Annotated in this window: 13 protein-coding genes, 1 tRNA gene and 2 pseudogenes; 9 read left to right on the forward strand and 7 right to left on the reverse strand. The window is 66.8% G+C overall.

Annotation, left to right across the window (positions count from 1 at the left end; all coding sequences use genetic code 11):
- The first annotated feature begins 534 nt into the window (after positions 1–534).
- A complete protein-coding gene (locus MKK62_RS08085; protein WP_240261565.1) occupies positions 535–1656 on the forward strand; it encodes a MinD/ParA family ATP-binding protein in 1122 nt (373 codons plus the stop codon).
- Here the strand turns inward: MKK62_RS08085 and sigI are convergent.
- A complete protein-coding gene (gene sigI / locus MKK62_RS08090) occupies positions 1653–2513 on the reverse strand; it encodes an RNA polymerase sigma factor SigI (RefSeq protein ID WP_240261564.1) in 861 nt (286 codons plus the stop codon). The two genes, MKK62_RS08085 and sigI, sit on opposite strands and share 4 nt — an antisense overlap.
- Positions 2514–2617: 104 nt before the next feature.
- Between sigI and MKK62_RS08095 the strand changes: the two genes are divergently transcribed.
- Both MKK62_RS08095 and MKK62_RS08100 read left to right on the forward strand, forming a co-directional pair.
- Positions 2618–3451 carry an NmrA family NAD(P)-binding protein gene (locus MKK62_RS08095; protein WP_240261563.1) on the forward strand — a complete coding sequence of 278 codons (834 nt, stop codon included), beginning with the start codon at positions 2618–2620 and terminating at the stop codon, positions 3449–3451.
- 10 nt (positions 3452–3461) lie between these two features.
- On the forward strand, positions 3462–3914 hold the full coding sequence (locus MKK62_RS08100) for a nitroreductase family deazaflavin-dependent oxidoreductase (RefSeq protein WP_240261562.1): 453 nt from the start codon (positions 3462–3464) through the stop codon (positions 3912–3914).
- Here MKK62_RS08100 and eccA read toward each other — a convergent pair.
- The 3 genes and pseudogenes from eccA to MKK62_RS08115 form a co-directional block, all read right to left on the reverse strand.
- Positions 3905–5752 carry a type VII secretion AAA-ATPase EccA gene (gene eccA, locus MKK62_RS08105; protein ID WP_286670893.1) on the reverse strand — a complete coding sequence of 616 codons (1848 nt, stop codon included), beginning with the start codon at positions 5750–5752 and terminating at the stop codon, positions 3905–3907. The genes MKK62_RS08100 and eccA overlap by 10 nt on opposite strands.
- A 125-nt stretch (positions 5753–5877) precedes the next feature.
- On the reverse strand, positions 5878–7410 hold the full coding sequence (gene eccE / locus MKK62_RS08110; RefSeq protein ID WP_240261561.1) for a type VII secretion protein EccE: 1533 nt from the start codon (positions 7408–7410) through the stop codon (positions 5878–5880).
- A pseudogene (locus MKK62_RS08115) lies at positions 7407–7778 on the reverse strand (S8 family serine peptidase); the annotation flags it as partial. The gene eccE and the pseudogene MKK62_RS08115, both read right to left, overlap by 4 nt.
- On the opposite strand from MKK62_RS08115, the pseudogene MKK62_RS08120 reads away from it, so the two are divergent.
- The 3 genes and pseudogenes from MKK62_RS08120 to MKK62_RS08130 form a co-directional block, all read left to right on the forward strand.
- Positions 7776–7997: pseudogene (locus MKK62_RS08120) on the forward strand (transcriptional regulator); the annotation flags it as partial. The pseudogenes MKK62_RS08115 and MKK62_RS08120 sit on opposite strands and share 3 nt — an antisense overlap.
- A gap of 75 nt (positions 7998–8072) precedes the next feature.
- Positions 8073–9455, forward strand: coding sequence for an acyl-CoA dehydrogenase family protein (locus MKK62_RS08125; RefSeq protein WP_240261560.1), 1383 nt, complete (start codon positions 8073–8075; stop codon positions 9453–9455).
- 6 nt (positions 9456–9461) lie between these two features.
- Positions 9462–9794 carry a GNAT family N-acetyltransferase gene (locus MKK62_RS08130; protein ID WP_240261559.1) on the forward strand — a complete coding sequence of 111 codons (333 nt, stop codon included), beginning with the start codon at positions 9462–9464 and terminating at the stop codon, positions 9792–9794.
- 1 nt (position 9795) lies between these two features.
- Here MKK62_RS08130 and MKK62_RS08135 read toward each other — a convergent pair whose 3' ends face one another.
- Positions 9796–10677: a TIGR03854 family LLM class F420-dependent oxidoreductase gene (locus tag MKK62_RS08135; protein ID WP_240261558.1), complete on the reverse strand. Its 882-nt coding sequence runs from the start codon at positions 10675–10677 to the stop codon at positions 9796–9798.
- A gap of 83 nt (positions 10678–10760) precedes the next feature.
- Entirely contained in the window at positions 10761–11600 is an 840-nt protein-coding gene (locus tag MKK62_RS08140; RefSeq protein ID WP_240261557.1) for an SDR family NAD(P)-dependent oxidoreductase, read from the reverse strand.
- Positions 11601–11897: 297 nt separating this feature from the next.
- Between MKK62_RS08140 and MKK62_RS08145 the strand changes: the two genes are divergently transcribed.
- Positions 11898–12746: a MerR family transcriptional regulator gene (locus tag MKK62_RS08145; protein ID WP_240261556.1), complete on the forward strand. Its 849-nt coding sequence runs from the start codon at positions 11898–11900 to the stop codon at positions 12744–12746.
- 176 nt (positions 12747–12922) lie between these two features.
- Here MKK62_RS08145 and MKK62_RS08150 read toward each other — a convergent pair.
- Positions 12923–13005, reverse strand: a tRNA-Leu gene (locus MKK62_RS08150).
- Between the two features lie 202 nt (positions 13006–13207).
- Here MKK62_RS08150 and MKK62_RS08155 point away from each other — a divergent pair.
- Together MKK62_RS08155 and MKK62_RS08160 are read left to right on the forward strand one after the other, a co-directional pair.
- The gene (locus MKK62_RS08155; protein ID WP_240261555.1) at positions 13208–14698 is read left to right on the forward strand and encodes an FHA domain-containing protein; all 1491 of its coding nucleotides are present in this window, start codon (positions 13208–13210) and stop codon (positions 14696–14698) included.
- A 117-nt stretch (positions 14699–14815) separates the two neighbouring features.
- The gene (locus tag MKK62_RS08160) at positions 14816–15283 is read left to right on the forward strand and encodes an FHA domain-containing protein FhaB/FipA (protein ID WP_240261554.1); all 468 of its coding nucleotides are present in this window, start codon (positions 14816–14818) and stop codon (positions 15281–15283) included.
- Positions 15284–15323: the final 40 nt, after the last annotated feature.

Below are 15323 nucleotides of genomic sequence, written 5' to 3' on the forward strand. Positions count from 1 at the left end.
GTACGGCGCTGAACGGTGGCCCGGTTACCGGTTTTCGACAAGTCGTAAAACGATATGACAAAACCCGCCTGACATGCCAACTTGGACCATCTTAGCCCTTCCGTCGGCGGTCGCGCGCCGGTGTGACGTCATCCACAGGGCCGCGCGGCCAGTGGTGCTGTGCCGCAATACGTTTCGCGGCCTCCCGACCCTCGTCTATACGCTCGTCCGCAGTCCCACGCTGCGACGTCCGCGCGCAGCCGTTTGCTGTGATATCGGTCGCTGAAGCTTGCGCGCGGAGACCCATCCCGCCGCGATGGCGCTCACCTGGCGTTTCATGTCGTCACGGCACCGCGTCGCCCGTATTCGCCGGCCTGCGCCTGCACGCGGGAAAGTTGCCCGAACTTTTTCGGCTTTGCGCCGTCGGCGTGCCCGTGACCTGCTGGGCAGGCGCTCGTGGCAGGCCCATCACCGACGGCTTTACGATGCATCCATGAGCTTGGCCGAGCCGGATGTGCGCCAGCTGATCGACATCTTCCCGGGTCGCGTGACCGCATGACCGAGCCCGACGACTTCCTGAGGGATCGTCAACGCCCCCTGCCTCCGCCGGGTCTTGACCGTCCGCCTGCGCAACCACCGCCCCTTCCTGCGCAGCAACTGCCGCCGCGGCCGCCCGCCGGCGACCCGCGCCAGGCACCACCGCCACGGCCGGCTCCCCCGCCGCCGGCACCGTCGTGGAACAACCTCGATTTCTCGGCAGCCGAGCGCGCACCCCGCGGGCCGGGTCCCAGGTACGGCTGGCAGCGGATCGTATTCAAGGCCACCTTCGGGCTAGTCAACCTCGGACCGTCGGCCGGTGAGCGGCAGGACGCCGCCTACGAGGCCGCGATCGCCTCGACCCTGCGGGGCAACTACAAGGTCGGAGTGCTGGGCAAAGGCGGGGTCGGCAAGACCACCGTCGCCGCCAGTGTCGGCTCGATCTTCGCCGAACTGCGACGCCAGGACCGCGTGGTCGCGATCGACGCCGATACCGCGTTCGGCCGACTGGGCAGCCGGATCGACCCGCGCACCAACGGGTCGTACTGGGAGATCGCCTCGGACAAGAATCTGCGGTCGTTCGCCGACGTCAGCACGCGGGTCGGCAGCAACTCGGCGGGGCTGTACGTGCTGGCCGGCGAACCGACCGCCGGGCCGCGGCGGGTGCTTGATCCCGCGCTGTACCGCGAAGCCACCTCCCGGCTGGATCGGCACTTCACCATCGCGATCATCGACTGCGGTTCGACGATGGACGCACCGGTCACCCAGGAAGCCCTGAGCGACCTCGACGCGCTCATCGTGGTCTCGTCGCCGTGGGCCGACGGCGCCGGGGCCGCCGCACAGACGATGGAGTGGCTGGCAGCCCGCGGCCGCACCGGGCTACTCCGCCGCACCGTGGTGGTGCTCAACGATTCCGACGGTCACTCCGACAAGCGCCACCGGTCAGCACTGGCCAACCAGTTCCTCGAACGCGGCCAGAAGGTGGTGGAGGTGCCCTTCGACCCGCACCTGCGTCCCGGCGGCGTCATCGACGTGCAGAGCGAACTCGCGCGCAAGACGCGGCGCAAATTCTTGGAGATCGCCGCGACGGTCGCGGGGTTCTTCGCGAACCGACCGGACGGACCAAGGGAACCCCGCTAGACCCTGGCCGACGGGTCCGCGGTGGCTTCGATCTTCGTCACCAAGTGCTCGCCGATCGTCAGCACGACGACCGCGAACAGGCGCCGCTCGGCGAATGCCAGCAACACGGGCTGGCCGGCCGGGCCGCTCACCACCGTCGCGCCAGGACCCAGGTAGCGCAGCAGGTTGACCGCGACATCGTGGGGCCCGTGGTTGATCTGCGGAGGCAGCGCGGGATCCGCCAGCACGGTGCCGACGCCCCACACCGTCGGGTCCAGCACCGCGACCAGTGCCTGCAGGTCGCCGTTCGCGCACGCGGTGATGAACTTCTCGGTGACCAGCTGGTGCTCGGCCGCCGTTACCTCACCCGGTTTCGGTTGTGTCAGCGCGAATTTCGCGCGTGCTCGCCGAGCCAGTTGGCGGCAGGTTCCGGCGGGGCGTCCGACGGTCTCGGCGATCGCGTCGAAGGGCACCCCGAAAACGTCGTGCAGAACGAACGAGACCCGCTCCCCCGGACTGAGGCGGCGCAGCACCTCGAGCAGCGCCGTACGGACCTCGTCGTCCAGGGTGACCCGGTCGGCGGGGTCGAGCCGGACGGGCTGGTTCACCGCATCCGCCGCCGCCTCGATGTCGCCCGGGCGCTCGTAGCGCGCACGGGCCGATCGGGCCTGGTCCAGACACAGCCTGCCGGCGACCACGGTCAGCCAGGCGCGCACGTCGTCGATGGTGTTGACGTCGGTTCGGGATAGCCGCAGAAACGCCTCTTGCGCAACATCTTCCGCATCACCGATGTCGCCGAGCATCTGGTAGGCCAGGTTGACCAGGTATGGGCGATGGTGCCGCCACGCCTCGGCGATGTCTCCGGTGGAGCCGCTCATGTGTTCACGACGATCTGGTGGAAGGAAAAGTTACACAGCTTCGCCGTAACTTTCCCACCTCCGGTCCCGTCCTTGATGAAAAGCACACCGACCAGGAGGCTGTAATGACGATTGTTGTGACCGGGGCGACCGGCAATGTCGGACGCCCGCTCGTATCGCTGCTCGCCGCCGCGGGCGCGCGGGTACGCGCGATCACACGCACACCGGGTACCGCTGCGTTCCCCGCAGGCGTCGAGGCAGTGAGCGCAGCGGTCGACGCGCTGCCCGGCGCATCGGCGGTGTTCCTCAACTCGCGCGCCCTCGGCGATGATCTCGCCAACGTGGTTGCCGCGGCCCGGCGTAGCGGAGTGACCAAGCTGGTCGCATTGTCGGCGATCAACGCCGACGACGACGTCGCGCGGCAGCCCTCGCGCGCGCGGGGTGATCGCAACAAGGAGGTCGAGCAGCTGTGCGTCGAGTCCGGCCTGGCGTGGGTCAGCCTGCGGCCGACGGTGTTCGCGACCAACTTCGTCGGTATGTGGTCGGCGCAGATTCGGGCCGGTGACGTGGTGGGTGGACCGTATGCCGCGGCTTCGAGCGCGCCGATCGTCGAGGCCGACATCGCCGCGGTGGCCGCCCGCGCGCTACTGACCGATGAGCTTGTCGGCCAACGCATTCCGCTCACGGGGCCGCAGGCACTGACTAACGCCGAGATGGTCGACGTCATCGCCGGCGCGCTCGGTCGACCGTTGCGTTACGTCGAAGCACCGCCAGAGGTCGTGCGTCAGCGGTTCATCGACATCGGTTTGGGCGCCGATTTCGCCGACGCCTACATCGCGATGCTCGCCGAGACCGTCGATAAGCCGGCGCTGGTTACCCACGACGTCGAGAAGATCACCGGCCACCCGGCGACCAGCTTTGCCGAGTGGGTTTCCGACCATCGTCAGTTATTCAGCTAGGAGGCAGCACATGTCCGATCCACGTCCCCCGCGATACCTGAAGCCAATGAACAAGCTGATGATGGCGGTGCAGAAGCTGGGCATTCCGACCGGGCCCGCGATGGTGTTGACCGTGCCGGGCCGCAAGTCAGGGAAGCCGCGCAGTACACCGATGACCCCGTTCCAGCTCGACGGCGGCTTGTACGTGGTCGCCGGCTACCCCGGCGCGGACTGGGCGGCCAACGCCCGGGCCGCGGGCACCGGCACGCTGAGCCGCGGACGCCGGTCGCGGACCGTCCGGATTGTGGAACTCACTGCGGCGCAAGCCCGCCCAGTGCTCCGCGCATTCCCGGTCAAAGTCCCGGTCGGGGTCAGTTTCGCCAAGAGCTCGGGGATGGTTGTCGACGGCACTCCCGACGAGTTCGAGGCCTTAGCCGGACGGCTCGCGGTCTTCCGCTTCGACGCGGTCAACGGTCAAAGCTGAATCGGCACGTGCTTTTCCGCGCAGGCATCGGTCACCGCGGCGACGATGTCCTGAGTGCGCAGCGTCTCGAGGTCCTCGACGGTTACCGAGCCTCTATCGGTACGATGCTGGGCTGCCACGCGCGAATCACGTAGGCGCTCAGCACGTTCGACGACGTTACGGGCGAAGCGGCCGTTCTGCATGACGTCGATCCCGTGTGTGCCGTCCGGCGCCAGGTAAGCCCGCAGCGTCTTGCAGGCCATGTTCAGCGCCTCGCGGGCGCCCGGCTCGATGACCGTGGCCCGCGGTTGGCCGTAGCGGACCGCGATCTCGACGAGCTCGTCGGGGGCGTAGGAGGCGAACCGTAGCTTGCGGTTGAACCGGCCAGCCAAACCCGGGTTCACCGTGAGGAATTCGTCGACTTCCTTCTCGTAACCCGCGCCGATGAAACAGAAGTCGAAGCGGTGGACCTCGAGTGCGACCAGCAGCTGGTTGACCGCTTCCATGCCGATCATGTCCGGCCGGCCGTCATGATGACGCTCGACCAGGCTATAGAACTCGTCCATGAACAAGATGCGGCCCAGCGAACGCGCAATCAGCTCATTGGTTTTCGGGCCGGAGGCGCCAATGTGTTCGCCGCAGAAGTCGGCCCGCTTGACCTCGATGATCTCGGGGTGACGCACGATGCCCAGCCCGGCGTAGATCTTGCCCAACGCCTCGGCCGTCGTCGTCTTACCGGTACCGGGCGGCCCGACCAACAACATATGGTTCGTTTGATTCGTGACCGGCAACCCGGCCGCCATCCGCAGCGCGCGAACCTCGATCTGGTCTTCCAGCTCGGCGACCGCCCGTTTGACTTCGCTGAGGCCTACCTGGTTGTTCAGCAGCGCGCGGCCCTCGTTCAGCAGCTCCTCGCGGCGCTCCTCATTCTCCTCGTTGCGACGGTCCGACTCCGAGCGTTCGGTGCTGACGTCCCATTTGTTGCTGCGGGTGTTGATCGTCTCCTCGTCGGTGATCACCAGTTGCAGCTGCGGGTCGGCCAGCGCGTCCTTGGCCGCCTCGATCAACGCGCCGTTGATCGTCGCTTTGGACAGCCAGATCTGAGCCTTGTCTTCCTCGTCGAGCTGTCGGTGCGCCATCCCCCGCACGTAGGCGAGATCAGCGGCGATCAAAGGGAATTCATTCGGGTCGATCGCCGTGACCGCGGTGTCGTTGAGCTGGTGGCGACGCGCCTCGACCACGCCGCCGGCCCGTAGGTCAACGCGGTCGGCCCAATCCAGCGCGACCCGCGCCTGACCGAGGTGCGCCGCCGCGTGGGCGGCCAGCGCGTTGGTGGCCGCCGTCACCGCAGACATGATGATCGCCTGCGGCGGCAGAACCGTCGCCGCCACCGAAATCACATCAGGCCAGCGCTGGGTGGCGAACATCAGGTAGGCCTTGACGTACTGCTGCCACTGGTGGTTCTCCCAGGTGTCCAGCACGGCGGGGTCTTGCAGCAGCGCTTCGGCCTTTTCGTATTGACCGTCGTCGACCAACGCGCTGGCCAGAGCCAGGCCCGCATGGGAGGACTCCGTCACCGAGATCGACAGAAACGGCCCGGCCTTGATCGCGGCTGAGAGGCGGACTCCTAGTCGGTTGGTCTCCCGGTGCAGCCGCGCCCCGTACGCGTACAGCTGCTGCAGCGTTGACAGTTCCTCGTCGCCGGCGGCGATTCGGCCCAGCCAGGCATCGGCCATCGACTGATCGAACTCGGTGGCCTCGCGGAACCGCGCTAGCGCGGTCGACGGGTCGGTCTCGAACACCGCCATCGCCTGATCGAACCGCTTACGCGCGGCGGCCGTGTCAACGGCTGAAGTCATGCGCCGCTCCTCCTCATCGCTGCGCTCTGCATCGTCGCCGGCGGAGTCATGCGCCGCTCCTCCTCATAGGCGCCGCTTATGCGGCGCGCAGTCGGGTCGCCGGCTCGAAGTCATGCGCCGCTCCTTTAATCCACCGATTCGAGCTCAGAGCTTCCGATGTTCGTCGGTTCCAAGGATATGTAACGATTCTCGGCCCGGAACAGCTCGACCTCAACCGTATGCAGATGCCCGGCAGCCGTCACGTCGATAGTGGCTGGGCCGATCTGGGTGATGACGACGTCGGCGGATCCTCGATACGGCGTGCCGGGTTCTCCGATCGAGATCAGCGTGTTCGGCCTCGGCGCCGGGGTCACTGTTCCGTCGACCACGCTGACCGTCGTGCCGGCTATCGGCCGGACTTGGGTTCCGACGGCGATCTCGGGCATCCGCACACTCGCCCACCGCTGCAGGTCGCGAGTGTGCACGGTGATGCGTTCGCCCGCGCCCGCCAATCGCACCACGATGCGTTTGGCCAGCGCGTCCTGCGCGGCGATGTGCACCCGACTGAATTCGCCCGGGTCGTCGAGCGGAAGCATCAACCGATTACCGGCGTCGACCTTGCCCAGCAGCACACCCGACGGCCCGATCGGAATGACCAGAGGCCGGTTCAGCACGCCTCGGCGAACGCCCCGCAATTGGGGCAGCGGACCACAGAGGTTGGCGGCGATCGCGCGGGCTTGCTCCCCCGGCAACACCCGGAACATGACGCTGGGAGGGGCCGTCGGCGGCTGGGCGCTGCGCACGGTCACCGTGGCGGTCATGCTGCCGTCACCGAAAATGGTGATGTTCTGGATGATGCCGTCTTCTCGGAGCGCCCAAGCGTGGGCCAGGTTCTCGGCGTTGATGTCCTGCGGCCGGTACCAATAAGTGGTCAGCCAGCCGCCCTCGCCGCGGGTCGTCCGCCAGCGTTGGTGGTGCGCGTTGAGTGCGGAGTTGCCCAGTCGCCGCTCCAGCTCGACGATGTCGGTGGCGGTGGCGACCTTGGCTCGAAGGCCCTGCTGCCGCAACGCCGCCGCGATGCGCTGAGCCGCGGCGAGTGTTGCCGTGCCGATCGAGGTCCGCCATTGCAGCGCTTCGGCGTTGGGCAGCGCGCTGATTCGGACGATCAACCATGTCTCGCGCTGTCCGGCATACGGTGGGGTGCCGATCAAGGTGTCGTAGACGCGGGGGTAATCGCCGGTGCTTCGCCGCCGCGAGCCGACGCTGACCACGCTGAGCGAGTCGATCGCCAGCCCGAGGCTCTGCTGCAACAGCGGACGAAGTTCGGCGACGTCGATCGTGTTCGCGGTGTAGGTCGCGGTCGATCCGGTGAAAAGCGTGGGCTCGTGGGCTTTGCCCAGCAGTTGAACGGCGACCACCGCCACGCCGTCCTGGTAGCGCACCCCACCGCCGGAACGGTCGTTGGCGACGGTGATCGGTTCGTCCAGGGTGATCGCGCGACCACGCTGGCGTAGCAAGATCAGCCAGGACCACAGCTGATGACGGCGCCACGGGATGACTCCGACGAGGATGCCCAGCGTCAAACCCGCTGCGGCGCCGGGGTATCCGCCGACGATCCAACCGAGTAGACCGGCCAGCAGGACGCCGACGATCACGAACAGCTTCGTCGTCGCGGTCATCGCTCTCGCCGCGCCCGAGAAATCAGCGACGCGAGGACGATCGCCACCACGACGACTCCGGCGAAGCCCAACGCGACGTTGCGGGCCCGGTGGTCCGGAGGGGGAGGCGGCGCGGCCGGGATGATCAGCCGGCTGTGCGCGCCCGGCGCGAGCCGATCGCCGGGCGGGACGTCAAAAGTCAACGCGGCCACCGGATCCACCACGCCGTAACCCACCTGGTTGTCGACACCCCGCGGCGGATTGTGCGACGTCTGCAGGATCCGGTTGACCACCTGGTGGGCTGTCAGCGCCGGGTACTTGGCCCGTACCAGCGCGGCAACACCGCTGACGTAAGCCGCCGAGAAACTCGTTCCCCAAAACGGAATGTCTGGGCTGGCGTGAAGCTGCCCGGCGGCCAATACCGCAAACGCGAACAGCTGGCTGAGGCGCACGCCATCCTGCGCAGGATCGCCGCCGGTGAGATCAATTCGCGGCAACTGCCCGACAACGCCGCCCTGCTGGCTCGCCGCGAGAACGATGCAACACCGATCACTGCGACGGTATTTCACCTGCCCGTCCGCGACATCGGGCCTCGTTCCGCCGCGTGAACAGTTGTTTACACAGCGTGATTGAATCCGTCGACACGGGGTAATAGAGGGTCAATCGACTGGGAGGGCTTCTCCATGACCTTCGACTTGACCCCTACCGGCGCGCAGCACGACCTGGCGCGACGTGCTCACGAATTCGCGGAGAACGTGATCCGTCCCGTCGCTCTGGAATACGACCAGAAGCAAGAGTTTCCGTGGCCGGTGCTCGAAGAGGCCGCCCAAGCCGGCTTCTACAGTCCGCTGTTTTACCGCGACCTGATCGGCGATCCGAGCGGGTTGTCGCTGCCGATGTTCATGGAGGAGCTGTTCTGGGGTTGCGCGGGAATCGGCTTGGCCATCGTCATGCCGGCCCTGGCGCTGTCGGCCATTGGACAGGCTGCCTCTCCCGAGCAGATGCTGGAGTGGGCGCCGCAGTGTTTCGGCACACCTGGTGACCTCAAACTCGCCGCGCTGGCGATTTCGGAACCGGAGGGCGGCAGCGATGTCCGCAATCTGCGCACGACAGCGAAGCGAGACGGCGACGACTGGATACTCGACGGCCACAAGATGTGGATCGGCAACGGCGGCATCGCTGACGTGCATGTGGTCAACGCCGTCGTCGACCAAGAGCTCGGCCACCGCGGTCAGGCCCTGTTCATCGTCCAGGGCGGCACACCGGGACTCGAACTGGTGCGCAAGCTCGACAAGCTGGGCTGCCGCGCCTCACACACCGCCGAGTTGAAATTCAACAGCGTGCGTATCCCGGGAGCAAACTTGCTCGGCGGCGAAGAGAAGCTCGAGCACAAGCTCGCTAAGGCTCGCGAAGTGGTCGCCGGCGGAAAGCGCTCCGGCTCAGCGACATTGGGGACCTTCGAGCAGACCCGGCCGATGGTCGCCGCGCAAGCCATCGGAATCGCGCGGGCGGCACTGGAATACGCCACCACCTACGCCACCCAACGCGAAGCCTTCGGCGGTCCCATCATGGACAACCAGGGCATCGCGTTCCCCCTCGCCGAGATCGCCACCCAGATCGACGCCGCACGCCTGCTGACCTGGCGGGCGTCGTGGATGGCAGCTCAGGGCATTGCGTTCGAGCGCGGCGAGGGCTCGATGTCGAAGATGGCCGCCAGCGAGGTCGCGGTCCGGGCAACCGAGCGAGCCATCCAGACGCTCGGCGGCTGGGGTTACATCACCGACCACCCGGTCGAAAAATGGTATCGAGATGCCAAGCTGTACACCATCTTCGAGGGCACCAGCGAAATCCAGCGGATCGTCATCTCCACCGCACTCGGCGCCTCGGAGGGTGCGCCGCCGCTGCACGTCGAACTCGAGCCATCCGGTGGACCACTGAATCGGGTGTTCGGCCGCGGCACACCTCTGCGGGGCCGGGTGGCCGACGCAGCGCTGTCCGCCAAGGACCGCGTCCCCGGCCCCGTGATGCGGCTGGCCATGCAAGTCATCAGACCACCAAGGAAGTGAAGCGCCATGCCTACCGATAAAACCGGTGCCGAAGCCACCGTCACCCCGGCCGACGGCAAATACACCGTCGCCGTCGACGGTCAGACCGTCGGGCTCACCGCCTTCGCCGACCGCAACGGCCAGCGCGTCTTCTACCACACCGAAGTCGACCCGCAGTACGGCGGACGCGGCCTTGCCACCATCGTGATCGGCGAGGCACTCAAGGCGACCCGCGCCGACGGCAAACGCATCGTCCCCGTCTGCCCGACCGTTGCCGACTACGTCAAGAAGCATCCCGAGTTCGCCGAAATCACCGACAAGCCGACTCCCGACATACTGCGCTGGGTCGAAACGGTATAGATCAGTTCTGCCGGCCGGACAGCTCGTCGACGAATCTGTCGATGAAGGCATCGACCGGACCCGTATTCGCCTGGCGAATAACGAATTTCGTGAGTCCGGCGTCGACGTAGCCGTCGAGCTGGCGGTGCAACTCCTCCCAGTTGGCGGCGACCAAGTCAGCGGGATCGACGTCGGGGCGGCGGTGCCTCACGGCGGCGAGCAACTCCGGCGGTAGTTCGCCATCCGCGACCGCCAGCGATATCCCGTAGTGGTCGGGCTCGATCTGGCGGCCCGCCTCCGCGGCGGCACGCTCGATCGCCTCGCGGCCCGCACGCGCTTCGTCCGGGGTGAGGAAGCTGCCCAGCCAGCCGTCGGCCAGCGTTCCAATTCGCCGGAACGCCGCGGGTGCCGAGCCGCCCAGCCAGATGTCCAGCGGGGGATCGGGCCGCGGCGCGACTGCGGCCGCCGTCACCGAGAAGAATTGTCCGTCGAAGCTGGCCGAATCCTGGACCAGCGCCGCACGCAAAACTCGCAGCGACTCGTCGAACACCGCCCCGCGCGTACCGCCGGGAATGGTGAACACTTCGCGTTCGGCCGGAATGGCCGACTGCAGACCGAACACCGGCAGGACCCGCTTGGGTGCCAGCGCGGCCAGCGAGGCCAGCTGCTTGGCGACCAATACCGGGTGCCGGCCCGGCAGCACGGCGACCGAGGTACCGACCTTCAGGCGCTCGGTGCGCGACAGTGCATAGGCCATCCCGACGGTCGGGTCGACGGCGGGGGAGTAGACCAACTCCGAGAACCAGAGTGAATCGAGCCCGCTGGATTCCAGGTGGTCGACGATGGGGCCGAGCTGATCGACGGGTGCGTTGACACCGAGGCTTATCCCGAAGCGAACCTTCATGCTTCATGCCAACACGCAGCACGCGCCTTTTGTGCCGTGGCTCGCTTATCGGTACCGAACTCCGTCGGCTCGGCGTCAACATGTCAGGTGGGGAAATCCGCGCTGCGCGACAACTTTTCGTTCATCCGGATGTCGGCCAGGATCTGCTCGAGACTGTCGATCACGGCGTCGTACCCGCTGTTGCCCAGGACCAGCCGGCGCGGCGGTGGATCTTGGGCCATCGCCGCAATCACCGCACGGGCACCGCGGCGCGGATCGCCGGGTTGCACACCGTCCATCTCAACGAAGGCGGTGCGCACCTGCTCCAGCATGCCGTGATACTCCGGAATTGCCTCTGCGACGGGCTCGTTGGAGAAGCCGGCGTAGGCATTCGTCCGAAACGCTCCCGGTTCGACCGCCAACACCGAGATGCCCTGTGCGGCGACCTCGTCGCGCAGCGCATCGGTCATGGCTTCGATGGCGAACTTGGTCGCGCTGTAGTAGCCGAATCCGACTGCCGACACGAGCCCGGCAACCGAGGACACGTTGACGATCCACCCGTTCCCCCGGGCGCGCATTCCAGGCAGAACCGCGCGCGTCACGGATAGCACCGCGAAGAAATTCAGCTCGAACATCGCCCGCAACGCGGACTCGTCCATCCCCTCGATGGATCCGTACCAACCGCGGCCGGCATTGTTGACCAGGACGTCGATACCGCCGAAGTGCTCCTCGGCTGCTTGCACCGCACACCGCACCTGCGCCGCATCGGTCAGTTCCAGCGGCACGACAAGAACGCGGTCGCTGTAACGCACGGCCCAGGTCGTCAGCTCCTGCGGACGCCGTGACGTAAGCACCACGCGATCCCCCGCCTCCAGCGCCGCTTCGGCGAAGGCCACCCCGAACCCGCCGGGCGTGCCTCCGGTGATGAACCATCTTCTGCTCATGGTTCGATCACCAACCGGCTGATCGACGCGAGCGTGAAGCGGAAGTGCAGGTCGAGAGTGGTCATGGACGTCTTTAGGGGGTCGGGGAGTGCATCCCATTCGGTGGTGGTCACGACCCCACCGTGGAACTTCCCCTAAGGGGAAAGTCAAGGTGGCGCAGGAAATTTTTGCCGTGCAGCCCGCCAGCTGAGGCCGCGGCACTCACGGAGGCCGCGATGTTGACCTTGCCCATAGGGGAAGCTGCACCATGGCCTCAGCAGCCGATAATGCGGGCGGCGGCAGGTGAAGGAGGACGCCATGGGCGCACGGGTCTCGATCGGTGACTTCGCCGTGATGACCAGCTTGAGCAGGAAGGCGCTACGGCACTACCACGACATCGGCATTCTCGAACCCGCCCACATCGACCCCCACACCGGCTACCGCTTTTACGACACCAGCCAGGTCGATCATGCACACATCATCCGCCGGTTCCGCTCCCTCGGCATGTCCATTCCCGACATCAAGGCGCTGCTGAGCGCAGACGACGCGGGGATACGCAACGAGATCATCACGACTCATCTCAAACAGATGGAGGTGCAGCTGCAGCAGACCCGTGACACCGTCGGCGCGCTGCGCGAGTTGCTTTCGCCCGTGCACACTCCCGCCTACGTGGAGCTACGCCGCGAACCTGCGCTCGCCGTGTGGTCCATCGGCGCAACTGTCGGTGTGTCCGAGATCGACAGCTGGTTCTCGGCCACGGTGAGGACACTGCGCGACGCGCTTGCCGCGACCCGAGGCGCACCGTCGGCGTTCGTGCCGGGTGGCCTTTATGAACGCGAGCTTTTTCTCGAATCACGCGGAAAGGCAACATTATTCGTCCGTGCACCGGCTTCCGTGGACCCGCCGGAGGGCGTCCGCGCCGAGGTCCTGCCTCAGGCCGAATTCGCGGTCGTCACCCACCGCGGCGGGCACGAGGAGGGCATCGACCGCAGTTACGCGGCTCTGGGCGTGTACGCGAACGAGCATCTCATCAGCGGTCAGGGGCCGATTCGGGAGCACTACATCGGGGCCACGCTCTCGGCTCCGACAACGTTCACCGCGACAGAGATCTGTTGGCCGATCTTCAGCACCGCCCCCGCCGTGCGCCATCCCGAAGGAGACAACTGACGGGTACGAGCTCGATCCTGGCCAACGCCACCGACGTCACAGTGATTGGCAGGCACGGCATCAACACCGACACCGATTACTGGCCTAACCAAAACAAAAACCCCGACCAAAGGTCGGGGAATCTGTAACCCATGACGCGACTCATCTGTCACCTATGACTCGACTCATCACAATTGTGGGCGAAGGGGGACTTGAACCCCCACGTCCCGAAGGACACTGGCACCTGAAGCCAGCGCGTCTGCCATTCCGCCACTCGCCCTGAAACAACCGGGGGAGCCTATCACTGAAGCGGGGGCCACCTCCAAACCACATGCTGCTGGTAGAACCCGCCCCAATTGTGATTCTCAGAGTTCTGAAGGTGCCGCCGCGCTGCGCTTGCCGGATAGCATGCTGAAGACGACACGCGTCGCGCGACACGCCGCAAACCGGCCCGCGCGAGCTCCACATACGAGGACAGGGACATGAGCAGCCAGAGGGGGTTGGTCCAGCGCATCGAGCGCAAACTCGAGGCCTCTGTCGGCGATGCTGTTGCCCGGGTATTCGGCGGCTCCGTCGTCTCGCAAGAGATTGAGGCAATGCTGCGGCGGGAATCCGGCGAAGGAATCCGTCCCGTTGCTGGCAATCGCCTTTTGGCTCCGAACGAATACATCATTACCCTCGGTATGCACGACTACCAGAAAGTGAGCGCCGACCCGGACCTCACGTCGGACGCTTTCGCTAAGCATTTGGCGAGATACATCGGCGAACAGGGGTGGCAAACATATGGTGACGTGGTTGTCCGGTTCGAGCAGTCGGCGAACCTGCACACCGGCCAGTTCCGCACCCGCGGTGCTGTCAACCCCGATGTCGAACCCCGGCCAAGCGCCGGCGAGCACATCCCGCCACAATCAGATCACGCGTTCAACGCAGAACCAGGAGTACCAGCGATGACCGAGAACTCGAGCTACGGCGGGGGCCAGGGCCATGGCCGGCCCGGCGACGACTATTACGACGATCCGTACGCCCGGCCGCACGAAGACCCGCACGCCGCTCCCGACCAGCGTGGCGGCGGCTACCCCGACCAGCGGGGCTACGACCAACGCGGATACGGCGCACCCGACCAGCGCGGCGGCTACGACCAAGGCGGCTACGACCAGCGCGGCGGCTACCCCGAACACGGCGGTTACAACGCACCCGACCAACGCGGGGGTTACCCCGAACACGGGGGTTACGGCGCACCCGAGCAACGTGGCGGCTACCCCGACCAGCACGCCGGCTACGACCAGGGCGGCTACGGCCAACAGCGCGGCGGCTACGACCAACGCGGATACGGCGCACCTGACCAGCGTGGCGGCTACGACCAGGGCGGCTACGGCCAGCCCGCCGGCGGCCCGGGCTACGACGAGTACGCCGACTACGGGCGCGGCCCGGCCCGCCAGGATGACGGCGGCTACGGCGCGCCCGACCAGCGCGGCGGCTACCCCGACCAGGCTGGCGGCTACGACCAGGGCTACGGCGGTGGTTACGGTCGCCAGGACTACGGCCAACCGGCGGACTACGGCCGACAGGACTACGGCCAGCCCTACGCCGCCCCAGGCGGTTACGGCGAAGCCGATTACGGCCAGCCGGCCGAGCCGAGTGGCTACGGGCAGGGCGGCTACGGCCAGGGTGGTTACCCGTCCGCCGGCACGGCGGTGACGCTGCAGCTCGACGACGGCAGCGGGCGCACCTATCAGTTGCGGGAGGGTCCCAACGTCATCGGCCGCGGGCAAGACGCCCAGTTCCGGCTCCCGGACACCGGTGTGTCGCGCCGGCACTTGGAGATTCGCTGGGACGGCCACGTCGCGCTGCTGTCCGACCTGAACTCCACCAACGGCACGACCGTCAATAACGCGCCGGTCCAGGAGTGGCAGTTGGCCGACGGTGATGTGATCCGGCTGGGTCACTCGGAGATCGTCGTCCACATCCACTGAGCCCGAAGGTCGCGCACCTATCCCGCTTCACCCCGCGTCGATCGCCGTCCAAGTATCGTGACGTTGCTAAACGCGGGCACATGAGGCAACGCCGCACCAGGACGGAGGGGACGCCAGATGCAGGGACTCGTGCTGCAGCTGACGCGCGCCGGCTTCCTGATGCTGCTGTGGCTGTTTATCTGGTCGGTACTGCGGATCCTGCGCACCGACATCTACGCCCCGACCGGCGCGGTGATGGTTCGGCGTGGCCTGACGTTGCGCGGAACGCTGTTGCCGGCCCGGCAACGGGGTAACGCGGCGCGCTATCTCGTGGTGACCGAGGGGGCGTTGTCCGGTGCCCGAATCACGTTAAGCGGGCAGCCGGTGCTGATCGGCCGCGCCGATGACTCTACGTTGGTGCTCAACGACGACTACGCGTCGACGCGGCACGCGCGGCTTTCCCAGCGAGGCTCGGAATGGTACGTCGAAGATCTAGGATCGACCAACGGTACATACCTGGACAGGGCGAAAGTGACGACGGCGGTACGGGTTCCCATTGGCACGCCGGTGCGCATCGGCAAAACGGTGATCGAGTTGCGCCCGTGACGCGCGCCGTCGACGATGGTGCCGGCGCAGCCGGGATCGA

The organism is Mycobacterium paraterrae (assembly GCF_022430545.2).
In the GTDB taxonomy this organism is placed as follows: domain Bacteria; phylum Actinomycetota; class Actinomycetes; order Mycobacteriales; family Mycobacteriaceae; genus Mycobacterium; species Mycobacterium paraterrae.

Bases quoted from the DNA above. Each gene is read 5' to 3' on its own strand.
- MKK62_RS08085 (WP_240261565.1), top strand. From the start codon at position 535: ATGACCGAGCCCGACGACTTCCTGAGGGATCGTCAACGCCCCCTGCCT.
- sigI (WP_240261564.1), bottom strand. From the start codon at position 2,513: ATGAGCGGCTCCACCGGAGACATCGCCGAGGCGTGGCGGCACCATCGC.
- MKK62_RS08095 (WP_240261563.1), top strand. From the start codon at position 2,618: ATGACGATTGTTGTGACCGGGGCGACCGGCAATGTCGGACGCCCGCTC.
- MKK62_RS08100 (WP_240261562.1), top strand. From the start codon at position 3,462: ATGTCCGATCCACGTCCCCCGCGATACCTGAAGCCAATGAACAAGCTG.
- eccA (WP_286670893.1), bottom strand. From the start codon at position 5,752: ATGACTTCAGCCGTTGACACGGCCGCCGCGCGTAAGCGGTTCGATCAG.
- eccE (WP_240261561.1), bottom strand. From the start codon at position 7,410: ATGACCGCGACGACGAAGCTGTTCGTGATCGTCGGCGTCCTGCTGGCC.
- MKK62_RS08125 (WP_240261560.1), top strand. From the start codon at position 8,073: ATGACCTTCGACTTGACCCCTACCGGCGCGCAGCACGACCTGGCGCGA.
- MKK62_RS08130 (WP_240261559.1), top strand. From the start codon at position 9,462: ATGCCTACCGATAAAACCGGTGCCGAAGCCACCGTCACCCCGGCCGAC.
- MKK62_RS08135 (WP_240261558.1), bottom strand. From the start codon at position 10,677: ATGAAGGTTCGCTTCGGGATAAGCCTCGGTGTCAACGCACCCGTCGAT.
- MKK62_RS08140 (WP_240261557.1), bottom strand. From the start codon at position 11,600: ATGAGCAGAAGATGGTTCATCACCGGAGGCACGCCCGGCGGGTTCGGG.
- MKK62_RS08145 (WP_240261556.1), top strand. From the start codon at position 11,898: ATGGGCGCACGGGTCTCGATCGGTGACTTCGCCGTGATGACCAGCTTG.
- MKK62_RS08155 (WP_240261555.1), top strand. From the start codon at position 13,208: ATGAGCAGCCAGAGGGGGTTGGTCCAGCGCATCGAGCGCAAACTCGAG.
- MKK62_RS08160 (WP_240261554.1), top strand. From the start codon at position 14,816: ATGCAGGGACTCGTGCTGCAGCTGACGCGCGCCGGCTTCCTGATGCTG.